General features: G+C 43.1%; 13 protein-coding genes. 6 read left to right on the top strand and 7 right to left on the bottom strand.

From position 1 onward, the window contains the following. Positions 1-90 precede the first annotated feature (90 nt). From BUB99_RS02285 to BUB99_RS02270, 4 genes are all read right to left on the bottom strand, one after another. On the bottom strand, positions 91-690 hold the full coding sequence (locus BUB99_RS02285; protein WP_139280861.1) for a hypothetical protein: 600 nt from the start codon (positions 688-690) through the stop codon (positions 91-93). After that, the gene (locus tag BUB99_RS02280; RefSeq protein ID WP_139280860.1) at positions 651-899 is read right to left on the bottom strand and encodes a hypothetical protein; all 249 of its coding nucleotides are present in this window, start codon (positions 897-899) and stop codon (positions 651-653) included. Before BUB99_RS02280 ends, BUB99_RS02285 begins: the two co-directional genes overlap by 40 nt. A 289-nt stretch (positions 900-1188) precedes the next feature. Then, on the bottom strand, positions 1189-1959 hold the full coding sequence (surE, locus tag BUB99_RS02275) for a 5'/3'-nucleotidase SurE (RefSeq protein WP_073119073.1): 771 nt from the start codon (positions 1957-1959) through the stop codon (positions 1189-1191). Positions 1960-2066: 107 nt separating this feature from the next. Then, entirely contained in the window at positions 2067-2750 is a 684-nt protein-coding gene (locus tag BUB99_RS02270) for a head GIN domain-containing protein (protein WP_073119071.1), read from the bottom strand. 113 nt (positions 2751-2863) lie between these two features. Between BUB99_RS02270 and mtaB the strand changes: the two genes are divergently transcribed. Beyond that, positions 2864-4192 carry a tRNA (N(6)-L-threonylcarbamoyladenosine(37)-C(2))-methylthiotransferase MtaB gene (mtaB, locus tag BUB99_RS02265; protein ID WP_073119069.1) on the top strand — a complete coding sequence of 443 codons (1329 nt, stop codon included), beginning with the start codon at positions 2864-2866 and terminating at the stop codon, positions 4190-4192. Between the two features lie 652 nt (positions 4193-4844). Here the strand turns inward: mtaB and BUB99_RS02260 are convergent. The 3 genes from BUB99_RS02260 to BUB99_RS02250 form a co-directional block, all read right to left on the bottom strand. Further along, the gene (locus BUB99_RS02260; protein ID WP_073119068.1) at positions 4845-5345 is read right to left on the bottom strand and encodes a hypothetical protein; all 501 of its coding nucleotides are present in this window, start codon (positions 5343-5345) and stop codon (positions 4845-4847) included. A 458-nt stretch (positions 5346-5803) separates the two neighbouring features. Continuing rightward, a complete protein-coding gene (locus BUB99_RS20535) occupies positions 5804-7351 on the bottom strand; it encodes a rhomboid family intramembrane serine protease (protein WP_073119066.1) in 1548 nt (515 codons plus the stop codon). An 800-nt stretch (positions 7352-8151) separates the two neighbouring features. Beyond that, a complete protein-coding gene (locus tag BUB99_RS02250; protein ID WP_245816778.1) occupies positions 8152-9231 on the bottom strand; it encodes a LacI family DNA-binding transcriptional regulator in 1080 nt (359 codons plus the stop codon). 194 nt (positions 9232-9425) lie between these two features. Between BUB99_RS02250 and BUB99_RS02245 the strand changes: the two genes are divergently transcribed. The 5 genes from BUB99_RS02245 to BUB99_RS02220 all read left to right on the top strand — a co-directional run bounded on the left by BUB99_RS02245 (position 9426) and on the right by BUB99_RS02220 (position 15603). Continuing rightward, complete coding sequence (locus BUB99_RS02245; RefSeq protein ID WP_073119063.1) at positions 9426-9671, top strand: hypothetical protein; 246 nt, start codon at positions 9426-9428, stop codon at positions 9669-9671. A 375-nt stretch (positions 9672-10046) separates the two neighbouring features. Then, a complete protein-coding gene (locus BUB99_RS02235; RefSeq protein ID WP_245816777.1) occupies positions 10047-11387 on the top strand; it encodes a BNR repeat-containing protein in 1341 nt (446 codons plus the stop codon). 12 nt (positions 11388-11399) lie between these two features. Further along, complete coding sequence (locus BUB99_RS02230; protein WP_073119059.1) at positions 11400-12563, top strand: glycoside hydrolase family 88 protein; 1164 nt, start codon at positions 11400-11402, stop codon at positions 12561-12563. A 131-nt stretch (positions 12564-12694) separates the two neighbouring features. Next, on the top strand, positions 12695-15082 hold the full coding sequence (locus BUB99_RS02225; RefSeq protein ID WP_170863714.1) for an outer membrane beta-barrel family protein: 2388 nt from the start codon (positions 12695-12697) through the stop codon (positions 15080-15082). Positions 15083-15138: 56 nt separating this feature from the next. Next, positions 15139-15603 (top strand): DUF4331 family protein, encoded by a 465-nt coding sequence (locus tag BUB99_RS02220; protein WP_139280859.1) that lies wholly within the window; start codon positions 15139-15141, stop codon positions 15601-15603. The last annotated feature ends 108 nt before the right edge of the window (positions 15604-15711 follow it).

The raw sequence follows: 15711 nt of genomic DNA, 5'->3' as shown, positions 1-15711 counted from the left end.
AGCCCAGAATAGGGTGTGACTCACAATACAAAGCCTCGATAGATTACTCCATCGAGGCTTTGGTATTTTATTATCTGTCAAGACAATCTTCTATTCGCAGGTCGTATCCATCAAGTTGGCATCCCAACAGTGGTAGGCTGTATCATCAAAGTGTGCTTCACTCATTACCTGACCATTAACCTCTGCCTGACTCCACATGATCGTCACTTCGTTATCCATGCTGGCATCAAATATCGTTACGGTTCTATCCAACTCAGCAGTAGCATCTGCTTCGAATTTGATCCAGCTCCCTTCGTTATCACCTTCTTTCATCACAGTGAATGTAGCATCTGCCACCGTTTCGTTATCCTCATCTGTCCAGTCGCTCGTCAACCATACATTTGGATTCTCTGGGCTTTCGTATAGCATCCAGCTACCAGACTCTCCATTGACTGTTGACTCACCTTCGAACCACATGAACTCATCGATTTCAGTACCGTGTGAGATATACCCTTTCCAGTCTACATCATTTCCATCTACATCAGCCGTCAATTTGACCTGATAATCGCTTTGTGCAGGAATATCGAAATTCTTCTCCCATACCCAAAGCTCGGTTTCTTCGTCAAAATAAGCTTCTGTTCCTACGGTAGCTTTAAAAGCCGTCACTGGGATCACCAAATGCTGATAAAGTATGCTTGTATATACCCCCACATTAGTGCTGCATAGCCCCAGTTGCCTATGGCGGCTACTCGTCCCTCTTCTGAGGACTCTTCATCAAAAGCGTCTAAATCTGGAGCCATGGTAGACTCGCTAGGTACTGTCGGTGGTGTATTGTTATCCATGTCATTTGAAGACTCGTCCTCTGTACATGCACTTAGTACGACTACAGGAATTAACAATGTTGCTATTAACCTTTTCATAGTATTCATTTTTGATTTCACATTTTTATTCATGTCATCACTTTGCCAAACACTATGCCAAGAGAAATACGCGCTACACCAAATACCTATTATATGACATACATAGAAAATTTAATCAAACAGGCAATCCGCTGAAAACCAAACTTGTAAGAATGATAATGCCCCGTATCGCCCAACCTGCTGCTACTATAAGAGAGGCTAGGAGCTATGTGGTCTACCGCCACACTTCATGGCACAAAGTGTAGCGGTTGATTCTCAAAACGAGAGTTCTACTATAATAATGAGATGCTTAGATGTCCCACTGCTCGTTGAGCGTGGCGATGGCATGATAGCCCGTCAGATCAAATTGACATGGGACGACCGAAACGTAATTGTCCGAAATAGCCCACTCGTCATTGTCCTCTCCTTTATCATGGTTGATAAAGTTGCCCACCATCCAGTAATAGTTGCGACCGTGTGGATCGATACGCTTGTCGAACTCTTCCTCCCATCGAGCATTGGCCTGACGGCAAATCTTGATCCCTTTGAGGTTCTCATTCTGTTTGGGAGGGAAATTTACATTCAGTGCTATCCCTGTAGGCAAACCATGCTCAAGGACATTACGTGTGATTTTGAGCACATACTCGTCTACATGAGAAAAGTCTGCATCCGCACTAAAGTCGCATAGCGAAAAGCCTATCGCAGGCCCACCCTCTATTGCTCCTTCTATCGCTGCGGACATGGTCCCCGAGTAGAGTACACTGATACTGGTGTTCGACCCATGGTTGATACCACTGACGACCAAGTCTACTTTTCGATCTTTCAAAACTTCTCGTTTCGCTAGCTTGATACAATCTGCGGGAGTCCCCGAACATTCATAGGCTAAAATATCCCCAAACAAATCTGATTTCACCAATCTAAGTGTATCTCCTACGGTGATTGCATGCCCCATTCCAGACTGAGGTTTATCAGGTGCTACCACGACTACTTCACCTAAAGTAGACATAAGTTCGATGAGCTTTCGAATACCACTAGAGGTGATACCATCATCATTGGAGACTAAAATCAAGGGCTTGGACATATTGTTTTATTTTTGGGATAAAACTAAAACAAGCTAAGCTGTATGCCCAGTGTTTAGCCAAGAAAAGCCCAGTCTAAACTGGGCTTTTCTTGAAATTTCATTTTCTCTTAATCTCTCCTGACACTGCCACTGCTGGAGGTATCTGCTAGGACTTTATCTGGACTGCCTCGGTAGACTACTTTTCCGCTGCTACTGGCATCTGCGCGTAACTCTTTGCCTACTGATACTTCTACCTTCCCTGACGAACTCACGTCGACACGTACCCCTTCCGAGTCCACACCGAACGCATGGTACTTGCCCGATGAACTCGCATCTATGACCTGTGTCTTGGTTTGTCCCGACAAGCTGATTTTACCGCTACTCGATACATCTATTTTGAGTTGTTCCACATCCACATCCAACTCCATGCGTCCTGAACTACTCGCTTTGAGGTAGAGTTCTTTGGATCGGACAGTCCCCTTGCCAGAGATACGCCCAGACGAGCTGACTTTAATTTTATCTAAGGCTTGCGTATACGTCAGTACTACCTCTACGGTATTGTTGGTGTAGGACCCACTCTCCATGTGTATCCTCAAATCCCCTCCATTGATCTCAGTAAGTACCTTGTCTGTGTCGACATTGGTCGTCGTGATGACTGCTTCGTTTTTATCTCCTTCGATCAGTGTCACACGAATGGATTCTCCTACACTCAGGCCTTGAAAAGCATTCAACGTTCTGGTTTCTTCATCTTGTGCACAAGCGGTCGTCACGATACAAAATCCGGCGAACAGTATTGTCAATATTTTCTTCATGATTAGTTTATGTTTATTTGAGAGACAATCAACTACGACCATGGGTTGCATACTGTACTATTTTATTACAGAAGAAATGTTATTTGATTAGTTTTGCAGGAAATTTCCTAGAAATGAAAAAGGTCGCATTTTACACTTTGGGTTGCAAACTAAACTTCTCGGAGACCTCTGCTATCAGCAGACTCTTTGAAGAAGAAGGCTATGAAAAAGTAGCTTTCGAAGCACAGCCTGACATATTTGTTATCAACACTTGCTCTGTCACTGAGAATGCAGACAAGAAGTGCAAGCAGATCGTAAAAAGCGCCAAGAAAATCTCTCCCGAATCATTCGTCGTGATCATCGGTTGTTTTGCGCAGTTGAAACCACAAGAAATCGCGGAGATCAAAGGCGTAGATGCGGTACTAGGCGCTGCTGAGAAATTCAAACTACTCGAACACCTCAAAGCATTCGAAAAAAACAAAGAAACGATCGTCTGTGCTTCGGAGATTTCTAATGCAACTGAGTTCAACAATGCCTACTCTAAGGCCGACAGAACCCGAACTTTCCTCAAAGTACAAGATGGCTGCAACTATGGATGTGCCTTTTGTACCATACCACTCGCGAGAGGCAAGAGTCGTAGCGATACCATCGCCAACATCATCGAATCTGCCCAAGAAATCGCGGCATCTGGCGTCAAAGAAGTGGTACTGACAGGGGTCAATATAGGAGATTTCGGGATACAGAATGGAAAACGCAGAGAGAACTTCCTCGATCTGGTCAAAGCACTGGACGAAGTAGAAGGTATCGAACGTTTCAGAATCTCTTCGATAGAACCCAACCTGCTCAGCAACTCAATCATCGAATTTGTGGCGCAGAGCAAACGTTTCGTTCCACACTTTCATATCCCACTACAATCGGGCAGTAATAAGATACTGAAGCTGATGAATCGACGCTACTTGCGCGAGCTCTATGTAGAGCGTGTCGCCAAGATCAAAGCCCTGATGCCAGACTGCTGTATCGGTGTGGATGTCATTACAGGCTTTCCTGGAGAGACGCATGACGACTTTCTGGACACTTACAACTTCATCAACGAGCTAGAAGTTTCTTACTTGCACGTATTCACTTATTCCGAGCGTGACAACACACAGGCCATCACCATGGAGAATCCTGTTCCCTACCCAGAGCGACAGGAGCGCTCCAAGATGCTACGTGTCCTTTCAGAGAAAAAGAAAAGAGCTTTCTACCAGAGTCAGGAAGGAAAGTATGCAGAGGTACTATTAGAGGGAGATATCAAAGACGGCATGATGCATGGCTTCACCGCTAACTACATCAAAGTGGAGTACCCACATGATGAAGAGCTCGTCAATGCACTGCTTCCCGTTCATCTAGAAGCAACCACGGATCAAATCAATATGAAAATATCAGTGGTTAAACCTGAGTTCGATTTTAAAAATGAGCTATAAGTGAGCAAACAAAATCAATTGACGTTATCAATAGCATGAACACCAGTAAAGCGCAGATATTCGTCAGTATATGCGTTTGAGAGAAGATCATATTAGATGCTAAATGACGTGTAGTTTTATTCAGAAGCCTTAAAAACAATATTTCTCAATCATACTCAGGTTATAAGGTGGGAAATCAAAACCCTATTCTTTTACACTCTCCTGTATAATGATGAAGTTCACCTGAATAATAATGCAGTTCACCGAAAACAGCTTTAGCAAATCAACGAAAGCCGCTATTCTTGTATTGTAATTAATGAAAACAACATCGCGAGTAGTTAATCACAGAGCTGAAAAGCTCCACCAAAATAGAATAGTAATTTAGTCTTTCATAATCATGCTTAAGCTGCTGATCCGGACGGGATGAGCAGCTTTTCTTTTTATATGACTATCTGTATTTTTACAGCCCGTTTTACGGATCACCCTGTATTTCTGGGGGAGAGGTAGTGGATCATTTCGTTAGTCAAGATTCATTGTTCGAAACCTGCCGATTTAGCGAGGAGCCGGCCTGTAGGGTAGGGATTGAGAACCGCTTGGCCTGTCCTGACGAAGAAAGGATCTGGTGGTGTGAGAGGCGCACTGGCGGTTATTTGACCGTCAGCCGACTACTCGATTAGCCACATTGATTATTAGCTATTGCGATGAAAACTACCCCTAATATTGCGCCTATCAAAAACGTCCAAATTTGCCAATTCAATAGAATCCAAGTTATTTTACCAAGCCTATTTGCTTCAGTCTTTAACATTGCTATTGTGGATTTCACTGTTTCAATGTTAGATGACGTGTTTAAATTGTGTTCAATTTCAAATTGTTTTTTTCGATATTTTACGAGTTGAGTTGTTTTTCTGAAATCGTTAAGTCTGTTAATTACCAATAATATTCCAGTGAAAAATGAGGTTGTTAAACTTAGAAGTGCGAACACTTGCAAAGTGAATATCCAACAAACACAGCTAAAAGCCAGTCCAGATTGTGTTACAAAGAACCCTAAGAAGCCAAGGTTAAACCCCAGAACGAGATTGTTGGTAAATGAAATCTGTGCTGTTGTAAGCTGTTGCCACCTAACGAATCTATCATTGTAGGCTTTCTGTTTGTCTTCTAATCTTTCTTTGTCCATTGATTTTTTACTTGTGGCTAACGGCTAGCTAAACGCCGTAAGCTGAACCTTTTTAAACTTTACCTAATCTAATGGATTGCATTTCCTTTTGCAAATAGCTCTGTTCGCTTATGGCGTTTCAGTATTTGTGTGTGTCCAGTATGTGCATGTGTTAACAAAGTTAACACGAAAGTTCCAGAGGGTGAAAGTCCCTTATGAGCGGGTTCGTAGCCCGAATCGTTAGCAAGTCGCAAGGTTGGATGCAGTGAGGTGTTGACCGAACCCCATTCTGCAACGGGTAGGCGATTTAATCACGCCTGAATTCGTGTAGGAATCCCAATATTGGGATAGCCTTCATTTAGGAAGACAAGACAGAAAGTCTGATTGGATGAACCGCCCAGTACAGCCTGTCTCGTACTTGATACGGGAAGAACCGTACGCTGGGTGGTGTGAGAGGCGCACTGGCGGTCATTTGACCGTCAGCCGTCTACTCGATTAGCTTGTGTATTTTTATCCGAAACGTACAAGATTATTCCAAGAACTGCTCCAGAGATTAACCCACCAATATGGGCTGCATTATCAATTCCTCCAGTTAAACCGAATAGTAAGTTAATTCCAACATACGGGCCTATAAACATTAAAATCCCTTTCTTTCCATCTTTCGGAAATGCACTTGTCAGTAATAGTCCCAATATTGCGCCATACAAGCCAAAAATTGCTCCAGATGCACCAACGCTGATAGTGTTTTCATACCAATAGATGCTTGCCAAACTTCCGCATATTCCTGATACAAAATATAGGATAAAATACTTTGTTCGACCAAAAATGGGTTCGATAAATAGTGCTGCAATTACAAGTCCATAGATATTGAGAAATAAATGCATAATACCACCATGTAAAAACATGCTTGAAATAAGTCTCCACCAATCCCCACCGGTGGTTTCTGCTCTGCGATTTGCACCCCATTCAAGAAGCTCCAAGCCATTTGGAGAAATAATATGAACACCTGAAAATATCATCAACAGGAAGATCAGGATGTTTAGATCGAGAATGATTGACGTTGCGTAATGTTCATCTTTAGGGATTAAGAACTTAAGCATATCAATCAGGTCGTCCGATTGAGGTTTAATCCCTTTTAATTGGCGCTTGTGTTCGGGAGCATGATATTTAGGAAAAATTAAAGCAAACAAGAATACACTAAATCCAATACCAAAAGAGCCAAAAATCCATTCGAATTTCTTGCCATTTCTACTTGAGTAGAGTCCGTCTTTTGGTTCTATTATTATAGGTTCAGAACTTACAAACTGTTCTTGATGCATTACAGCATTTAAAAACCCTTCTCGATCATCGGAATGAGGTAGTACTTCAAAATAATCAGGTTCTGAAAACTTATATACTTCAAAATTCTTGATTGCTTGTTGAAAGAACGCTTGATACTTGCGTTCTTTTTCTTCGGGTTCAATTTTATTACTTATTTGGTCATTTATCTTAACACCATACCAGTATTTATATTTTCCATTTGAGTCTTTTGCCGTAAAGGGATAAACAAAATAGGAGTCAAAATTTAGATACTGATTGTATTTTCCACTAGCTCTGAAGTCAGTGTGAGCACTCCCCAATTCCCTATTAAGTTCAATTTTTTTAAGTTTTAAAAACCGAGTATCTAAGTTTGTTGATTGCTCAATTGAATTCAATTCCACTAATTTTCCAGTTGCGGTTTTCAAGTAACCATTAGAGACAATCATCATTGCTACCATTGTTCCCCAAGCAATCATCTGGTATAACATGCTAAGCCTATCAGGATCTTTAAATTTTAGTATCCTTAGCTTTGGTCTAAGCCATATTGTTATAGGAATCCAAGGCAGAATTAAGGGTAGCCAGATATTAAAGATGTCTTCTTTAATAGGTAAAATTTCAGAGTTTATTGTAAATACCCATCGGAATAGTAAGGTAGCAATGGTAGTTCCAAAAGCAACGTAAATGAAGGTTGGAGCTATATGTTTGAATTTTGCAGTATAATTTTCCATTTGGCAGATAATGCAAGCTAACATTTCGCTATACGCAATTGCGTATATACAATATTGGTATCAACACTATGTTAGTCATTGATATCCCCAAGAATACCCCTTAGCCCTGATAGATACAAGCAAGCGGGTTTCTAATATCAAAGTACAGCCTATATATACCTAGATACCGGGGGCTATTCAGTGAAGTGTGTCGGGATTTATTCTTGACGTCTCCGAGTCTTCGGATTTGCTCCTGATGCCATCGGGAAGGAAACCGTGATGCTAAATACTGCCCTGTAGGCTGCAGAAAGGGGCTGTTTTTGTCTTTTCAAAAACCCGTGCAGGTTCGTCTCAAAGTCTGCACGGGTTTGACCTAAAGTCTGCGCAGGTTCAGAGCAAAGTCTGCGCAGGTTTGATCTAAAGTCTGCGCGGGTTCGGAGCAAAGTCTGCACGGGTTTTCTAGCAAACCTGTACAGGTTTAGCATAAAGTCACAGCAGGTTTGTGGCAAAGTATCAGTAGTTTTTTGGTAAAGCTTCGGTAGGTTTGGGACAAAGTCTGCGCAGACAGATCAAAAGAGGTGTAACTATAGAAGTCTGAAATCCATATTATACGTAGATGCCCCTTGAGCTCAACGAATTTAACAGTGTGTATGCCGCCCCTCTGACTCCTCTGGTCGTAGCGTCCGCTAAGACCCTTTTATAAAGTAGAGCGTCTGCTCGATGATAAGTAGCTTAACACCAAGCTCCCTTCCTCACCCGCCTTATGGTAGAAGAACCTATAATGTATGATCAAGCAAACTACTTGCCTGATACAGCCCAAACTAAGCCCTAGTTGTCTCTCTGAGGATCAAGTCCTGATGAATCACGATCTTTTCAGAGGTGAGTGTGTCCTCTTGTAGGAGTATGGATAGGAGTTTTTGTGTGGCGAGAGTCGCCATTTTGGGAGCGATCTGCTGTACGGTAGAGAGCTGCGGGTGCATGTAGGAGGCGATGGGTTCGTCGGAGAAGCCAAAGACGGAGACTTCTTCTGGGATTTTCTTGCCGAGTTTTAGGAGTACGTTTACTACGTTGTTGGCGACATAGTCGTTGAATACTGTCACGCCATCCAGTTGCGGATATTTTTTCAGCGTCTTGTTCAAAAAGGTCTCTATGCTTTGCGGATTCATTTCATAGTAGTGAATCAGTTGTTCGTCTATCGTACTGCCGTGATCCTTGATCGCATCCATGTAGCCATAGAGGCGGTTGTTGCTGTTGTTGAGGTGGATGCTGGCAGTGACGTGGGCGATGCATCGGCAGCCCTTATCGAGTAGGTGTTGGGTGGTTTGGTAGGAGGCACGGTAGTCATCGGCGATGATTTTGGGCACGGGCAAAAAGTTGAGAACCCTATCGAAAAACACCAAAGGGATTTCATGTTTGAGTAGGGACTCGAAATGACTATGCTGTTTAGTCTCTACACTGATCGCAGCGAGGACACCCTCTACACGCCGTTCGATGCAGGCTTGTACGGCCTTTTGTTCCTCTGCTTCGTTCTCCTGCGTGTTGAATAGCAAAAGTGTATAGCCTGCATCTGCCAGTATGATCTGTAGGGTTTCGATGATTTTGGCATAAAAGAAGATGGTGATGTCAGGGATGATGATGCCGATGAAGCGTGACTTGCCTTGGTTCATCATTTGTGCATTAGGGTTTTGTACATAGCCCAGTTCATCGGCGAGTTGCTGTACTTTTTGTTTTGTCACTTCACTGATACGGGGGTGGTTTCGTAGCGCTCTCGATACCGTAGTGTGCGAGAGATTGAGTTGTTTGGCTAGTTGCTTTAGCGTGACGTATTTGCCCATGATCCAAAGATAGGCTGCACAGGTGTGCGCAGCAACGGTTTGTGCTTCAATTCTAAGTGCAGCCAAATAGAGATCAGGATGACATCTCTGCGTTCTAACCTGAGGTTAATCCGATATTGCTCTGATAAGACAGGAGCTGTTGGTATCAGTATCTCCGAAAGCACGACCAGTTCAGGTGTAATTCACTATTCCTAGCGATTGCCTACCCCATGACATGTATTCATTTTTGTGTTGTTTGGAATAAGTGTAAATAGCGACGAATGAAACAAATTGTCTCCCTACCATCTATCATGACCATGGCGACTCATGGCGTCAGTGCCCAAACCAAAACAAACAATCTACAAAGAACCATTAGTAACGAAAAAGGGAAACCGCTATTCGGTATCAGTGTCGGGATCAAAGAGACATCCTATGGAGCATCGGCAGACACGGAAGGTAATTGCCTGATTAGCCATGTGACCAGTTGGTCAGCATACTTTGTTGATTTCTGGAGTGGGGTTTCATAGCCAATCCAAAAAAAACGAAGTATCCGCATTTTCTACAGCAGCATATACATTCACACTAAAAGAGAAAGTGCTGGACAGCAGTTCAGAGCCATGAATGATGACATCCATGTGGGGCTGATATTGGCCTTTTTTGCGGCACGGATTTCTGCCGGTTTACCTATCACAGGGCTATGGATATGGCTGGGAAAAAAGAGGAAGGCCGGAAGAGCTACTGAGCAGAAAGCACAACATAACTCAATGCCTAAAAATAGACCTGTAGTCAGCCGAAAGGTTGAAGAACTAGTAGAGGCAGAGTAGTGTCTTTATTAAGAAATGGTATCAAGACTTATCTAAATTTATTACCAAGAAATAAACTGATAATGTAGTATTGTATACATGAAAGTGAAAGACATGGAGCGTCCCTATGTTCGACGACAAACAAGCGGGGAGAGAATGGGTATACTGACGTTAATCGTACTACTGATGCTCGTATCATGGTCGTGCGTACCCAATACGAAAATAGTGCCCGTTGGAGAAGGCTGGGCAAGTAACTCGATCAATACGCCTGTGTTTAGGAAAAATTCTCTATATAGTTTCAAGGGCTACCAATACATCAGCTACTATGATGCCGAGAGTCACATGGTGATAGGGAAGAGGCGGCTGGGAACTGATGATTGGGAACTGAAAACCACGCGTTACAAGGGCAATACATCGGATGCGCACAATTCCATCAGTCTGATCGTGGATGGTGAGGGCTATCTTCATGTGAGCTGGGATCATCATAACTCCAAACTGAGATATATCAAATCCACAGCACCTGAAAAGCTGGAGTTCGGTGATGAGTTGTCCATGTTGGATCAGAAAGAGGAGGTCGTGTCTTATCCAGAGTTTTATGCCATGCCTAGTGGGGACTTGCTTTTCTTTTACAGAGATGGAGGGTCGGGAGATGGCAATTTGATTATCAACCGTTACGTTTTGGCAGATGCCCAATGGACAAGGCTGCAAGAGAATCTGATTAGTGGAGAAGGGCAAAGAAATGCCTATTGGCAAGCATGTGTAGGGCAGGATGGGTCAATTCATGTCTCATGGGTATGGCGAGAAAGTCCTGATGTGGCGAGCAACCATGACATGAACTATGCACAATCTACAGACGGAGGGCTTACTTGGCAAAAATCAGATGGAACAGGATATGATTTGCCTATCACACAGACTAGTGCAGAGTTGATTCATCCCATTCCTCAGAATAGCGAACTGATCAATCAGACATCCATGGCTACTGACCCGCAGGGGAATCCCGCCATCGTAAGCTACTGGAGGTCGGTAGGAAGTGATGTGCCTCAGTACCATGTTGTTTATCACCGTGATGACGTCTGGTATACTCATGATTTGGGATTTAGAAATGAGACCTTTAGCTTATCTGGTACTGGGACGAAATTTATTCCGATCTCCAGACCACAAATCGTTATGGATGATGAGTATGCCACGGTTGTTTTTAGAGATGCAGAGAGAGGAAATAAAGTGTCGATTGCTCGTGCGCCTATGGCTGACCTTGGTCAATGGAAATTACAGGATTTGACCGAAAGTGGTTATCCAGCCTGGGAGCCGACTTTAGATCCCAGTTTGTGGTTGCAAAATCAAGAGTTACATTTGTTTTTGCAAGATGTGATGCAAGTAGATGGGGAAGGAATGGCAGAGGCTGCAGCACAGATGGTACAGGTATTGGAGTGGGAAATATAACTAAGAAATAGCATGAATAGATTGATACTAATATTGGCAATGGCTGCTTTAGTGGCTTGCAAGAGACAAGAGAAACAAACAACGTTAGTGGGAAGTGCCACGACCATGACACCTGCCGAATTAGCCTCTAGTCATTACAAAAACATGATGAGTACTTTGGAGAAGGAAGATTTTCCTAGATCCTTCGAAAAAGACAAGTTGACCACCAGTAATTCGGAGTGGTGGTGTAGTGGCTTTTATCCAGGTACACTGTTGTATTTGTATGAAATCGATGGAGATACTGTATTGTTCAACGAGGCAAACCGCATGCTTGGCCTTCTTGAGAAGGAACAGTTCAACACAGGTACGCATGATTTAGGGTTTATGATGTTTTGTAGTTTTGGGAATGCCAATCGGTTGAATTCTAGCGCTGACTATAAGGAGGTATTGATCAATAGTGCCAAATCCCTGTCTAGCCGTTTTTCTCCAGAGGTAGGTTGTATTCGGTCCTGGGACTCAGGGGCCGATGACTACATCGTGATCATCGACAACATGATGAATCTTGAGTTGTTGTTTTGGGCGACCGAGGAGACAGGGGATAGTAGCTATTATGACATAGCTGTGACTCATGCGAATACTACACTAGCCAATCACTTCAGAGAAGACAACAGTAGCTATCACGTGGTTAACTATGCCCCAGATGGTAGTGGAGTCCAAGAGAAGAAAACTGCACAAGGTTTGAGCGATGATTCAGCTTGGGCGAGAGGCCAGGCATGGGGTCTGTATGGTTATACTGTTATGTTTAGAGCAACTGGGGATACGATATACCTTGATCAAGCCAACAAGATTGCAAAGTTCGTGATGAACCACCCCAATCTACCAGTGGATAAGGTTCCAGTTTGGGATTTTGATGCTGCTTCTGATGCGCCGCGCGATGCTTCCTCAGCAGCGATTATGGCTTCAGCACTTTTGGAGTTAGACAGCTATTCACCTGGTCAGGGCTACAATGCGCTAGCTAATGAAATGTTGACCAGCCTGTCTACCAACTACCTAGCAGACTTGGGTGCCAATGGTAATTTCCTGATTGAGCATTGCGTGGGGCATCTACCAGCTAATAGTGAAGTAGACGTTCCGTTGACATATGCTGATTACTACTTCATTGAAGCTATGCTGCGCGCAGGAAGGGTCGGGAATTGATTTGACGGGGCAGTGTTAGGTTTGGATGCCTTACTTTTGTTGAACTATTGATTGATATTGTTGTTGGTATGTTTTAAGTCTTTTATATAGGTATGAAATTTGCTTTGCTCTGGCAAATAAAATCTGATTCTATGAAATTTTTTACGATTCTAAAATTCGGGCTAGTTGTATTCGCTTTGCTAGTCGGTAATCTCTCGTTTTCCCAAAGTAAGATACAGCTCTCAGGCCAGACTATTGATGAAGAAGGGCTAGGTGTTCCATTCTCTAATATTGCCGTATTAGCGCTAGCAGATTCTTCCATAGTCAGTGGTACTGTGTCAGACTATGACGGCAACTATAGGATGACTGTCCCTGCGGGCAAATATCATATACGGTTGTCCTATATAGGATACAAGACCATGTTGTTGAACAATCAAGATTTGAGTACTGATTTGAACCTGGGGCAGGTAGTATTGCAGTCAGATGTGAAACGAATGGAGGAGGTAGTGATCGAATCTAGAAAATATGATGTAGAGGTTAGACCAGGCGTGAAAGCGTTCAATGTAGGCGCTTCTCCAGCCTCCGAGTCCAGCAATGCCCTCGATATGCTTCAAAACATCCCTTCGACATCCGTCGGGATAGATGATGAGGTTTCTTTTAGAGGGAGGCAAGTGGCCATTTTTATAGATGGCGTGGAGTCTGATGTGGCCAATATTTTGGAGCAAATTCCAGCGAGTGAAATAGAGTCTATCGAAGTGATTAGTACTCCATCTGCCAAATACGATGTGAAGAATGGAGAGAGCGTGATCAATGTCGTGCTGAAAAAAGGAAACAGACAAGGGACTTTTGCCAACGCAGCCTTAGGAGTAGGTAATGACAACTACAAAAGAGCCAATGCGAATGGAAAGTGGAGAAACAATCAGTTTGAAATAGGGGGCGGTACTAGCCAGAAGTGGGACAGTCGTTTGGATAATGGTGATAGCTACAGAACTAGTTATAGTGAAGATACAACACAGCAAGATCAATACTACGCTGGTCGCAATGATATGTATAATCAGTACTATCATTTCAAGACTCAATACAGGATGAATGAGGATAATTTGATTCAGTTAAATGCCTCATCTGGGATTAATAATTTCAATCCTGAAAAGGAGTTCGATGTAGAGTATACTAATGATGAGGTTTTGGATAGAACACTCGACCGATCTAGAAAGGGAGAGGACCAAAGGCACTGGTTTTGGGGGAATTTCTTGTTCAAACAGGCCTTTAGAGAAGGGAAGAGCGAGCTGCGCGCTAGAGTGAAATATGGCTATAGTGACAAGGATGATGAGTTCGTGTTTTTGGACAGTACATTCAACGCTGATGGGAGTTTTAGGGAAGTCAGTCGATTGGATCAGATCAATGATAAAATGACTGGGGATATCCGTCAAAGATACTCAGTGGATTACGAACATGGTTTAGGGGATAACTATAGAGTAGAAATAGGTGCAGCGTATTGGTTACGCAATTCAGAGCGTATCTACGACTATTCTACATATCACGAAAACAACGGGTGGGAGAAAGATACCAATCGATCCAACCAATACATCTATGCTGAAAAAGTATGGACAACTTATGGTCAATTCAATGGAACAGTGGTAGGATTAGAATCGCTGAGTTATAGCCTAGGTGTGCGCGCAGAACATACCTCGCTCGATCCACAAGCGGTAGGGATAGAAGAAAGTTATTTGAATCAATATTGGCGTTTGATGCCAAGCATACAGCTGGCTTACCAAATGGATGAAAGCCAGAGTCTGTCATTCAATTACTCCACGAAGAATAAAGCGCCGAACTACTATAGACTTAACCCTTTCGTGACCTACTATAGTCCTACAGCGATTAGCTATGGAAACCCTTACCTGAAGCCACAATCTATTAACGCTTTGGAATTGAGCCATGACAAGACATGGAATGGCGATCAAGTGTACTTGAGCAATAGTGTTTATTATAAGCAGGTGAAGGATGCAGATATTCGATACCGCTTTGAAGACGAAAACGAAATTGTCAATTTTACCTACACCAATGTGGACGCAGCAGCATCTTTGGGATGGGAGTTGATTGCTAATTTTCGTCCTATTGAGCAACTGAGAATCAATACAAGCATGAACCTCTCTAATGCAGCCTATACCACCTACAACAGTATGCAAGAACAACTAAGGAGGAGAGGTACTAACTTTTCTAGTAAGTCGAGTCTGGAGTATCAATTGCCCATGGGTTTTTCGACACAGCTCACTATGAATTATTTTTCTCAACAACTCACCGCTCAAGGCTACAACGAACCCTACTATTTTGCTGACTTTGTGATGAGACAAAAACTGCTTGATGATAAATTAAGTGTGAGTATGAAGTTTGCTGATTTGCTACATAGTTGGGAACGAAACAGTGTCGTAGATCAGTCTGATACTTTTGCCTCGGCGAACACTTATCAGCGCAACTCCGTGCGGTATTATCTGACGCTTTCTTATCGTTTTAGCAAATTGAAATGGGCATCGGATTCCTAAAGAGTTAAGCTGAGTAGGTATTAGAGGGTTGTTATGCTATACATAGCACCGCTGTGATGATAAATCAAAACGATTTAATCGCTAGACAAAAGGTAAAGTCTCTTTTGTCTAAACGCTGTATGCCCTATAGCCAGATTGAGTGTCTAGTAATTCAGTACTGTAGTTTAGAGAGCGGTAGCACAGTGAGTGATATCACAGACTACTGTGCATTCGAGTGTCCTGCTTACGCAGACAGCTATGTGTTCGTATGCCATGTAGCGGGTCTAACTGCTCCAGGAACGACACCATCGTTTGATGATGATGTCATGTATGAGGTCAACATCGATTCGGATGCTGACAATGTCGAGGATCAGGTGATTCAAGTATTTTTCAGAGATGGACAGGCGATTGCCTACGGGGTAGTCACAGCAGCTCAGACGGGTCTGAACAGTGAGATTATCGCTGGAGATACACGTATCGCAGCAGACATAGCTGTAGCCGTCTCTGATGTGTTTGGAGACGGCTTTTACACACTTCACTAAAGCTAGTCACCTGCGTTCGATTTTAACTTTCATTAAAACCGTTTCTGAAATGCATCAATTGTACTTTGTCTTCAAACCAGACAGGCCATGCTTCCGGTAGGTAAACGC

The organism is Reichenbachiella agariperforans (assembly GCF_900142205.1).
GTDB lineage: Bacteria > Bacteroidota > Bacteroidia > Cytophagales > Cyclobacteriaceae > Reichenbachiella > Reichenbachiella agariperforans.
The sequence above is the reverse complement of the archived record's forward strand: the minus strand, read 5'-3'. Positions and strand labels throughout refer to the sequence as shown.

Bases quoted from the DNA above. Each gene is read 5' to 3' on its own strand.
- BUB99_RS02280 (WP_139280860.1), bottom strand. From the start codon at position 899: ATGAAAAGGTTAATAGCAACATTGTTAATTCCTGTAGTCGTACTAAGT.
- surE (WP_073119073.1), bottom strand. From the start codon at position 1,959: ATGTCCAAGCCCTTGATTTTAGTCTCCAATGATGATGGTATCACCTCT.
- BUB99_RS02270 (WP_073119071.1), bottom strand. From the start codon at position 2,750: ATGAAGAAAATATTGACAATACTGTTCGCCGGATTTTGTATCGTGACG.
- mtaB (WP_073119069.1), top strand. From the start codon at position 2,864: ATGAAAAAGGTCGCATTTTACACTTTGGGTTGCAAACTAAACTTCTCG.
- BUB99_RS02260 (WP_073119068.1), bottom strand. From the start codon at position 5,345: ATGGACAAAGAAAGATTAGAAGACAAACAGAAAGCCTACAATGATAGA.
- BUB99_RS20535 (WP_073119066.1), bottom strand. From the start codon at position 7,351: ATGGAAAATTATACTGCAAAATTCAAACATATAGCTCCAACCTTCATT.
- BUB99_RS02245 (WP_073119063.1), top strand. From the start codon at position 9,426: ATGAAACAAATTGTCTCCCTACCATCTATCATGACCATGGCGACTCAT.
- BUB99_RS02235 (WP_245816777.1), top strand. From the start codon at position 10,047: ATGAAAGTGAAAGACATGGAGCGTCCCTATGTTCGACGACAAACAAGC.
- BUB99_RS02230 (WP_073119059.1), top strand. From the start codon at position 11,400: ATGAATAGATTGATACTAATATTGGCAATGGCTGCTTTAGTGGCTTGC.
- BUB99_RS02225 (WP_170863714.1), top strand. From the start codon at position 12,695: ATGAAATTTTTTACGATTCTAAAATTCGGGCTAGTTGTATTCGCTTTG.
- BUB99_RS02220 (WP_139280859.1), top strand. From the start codon at position 15,139: ATGATAAATCAAAACGATTTAATCGCTAGACAAAAGGTAAAGTCTCTT.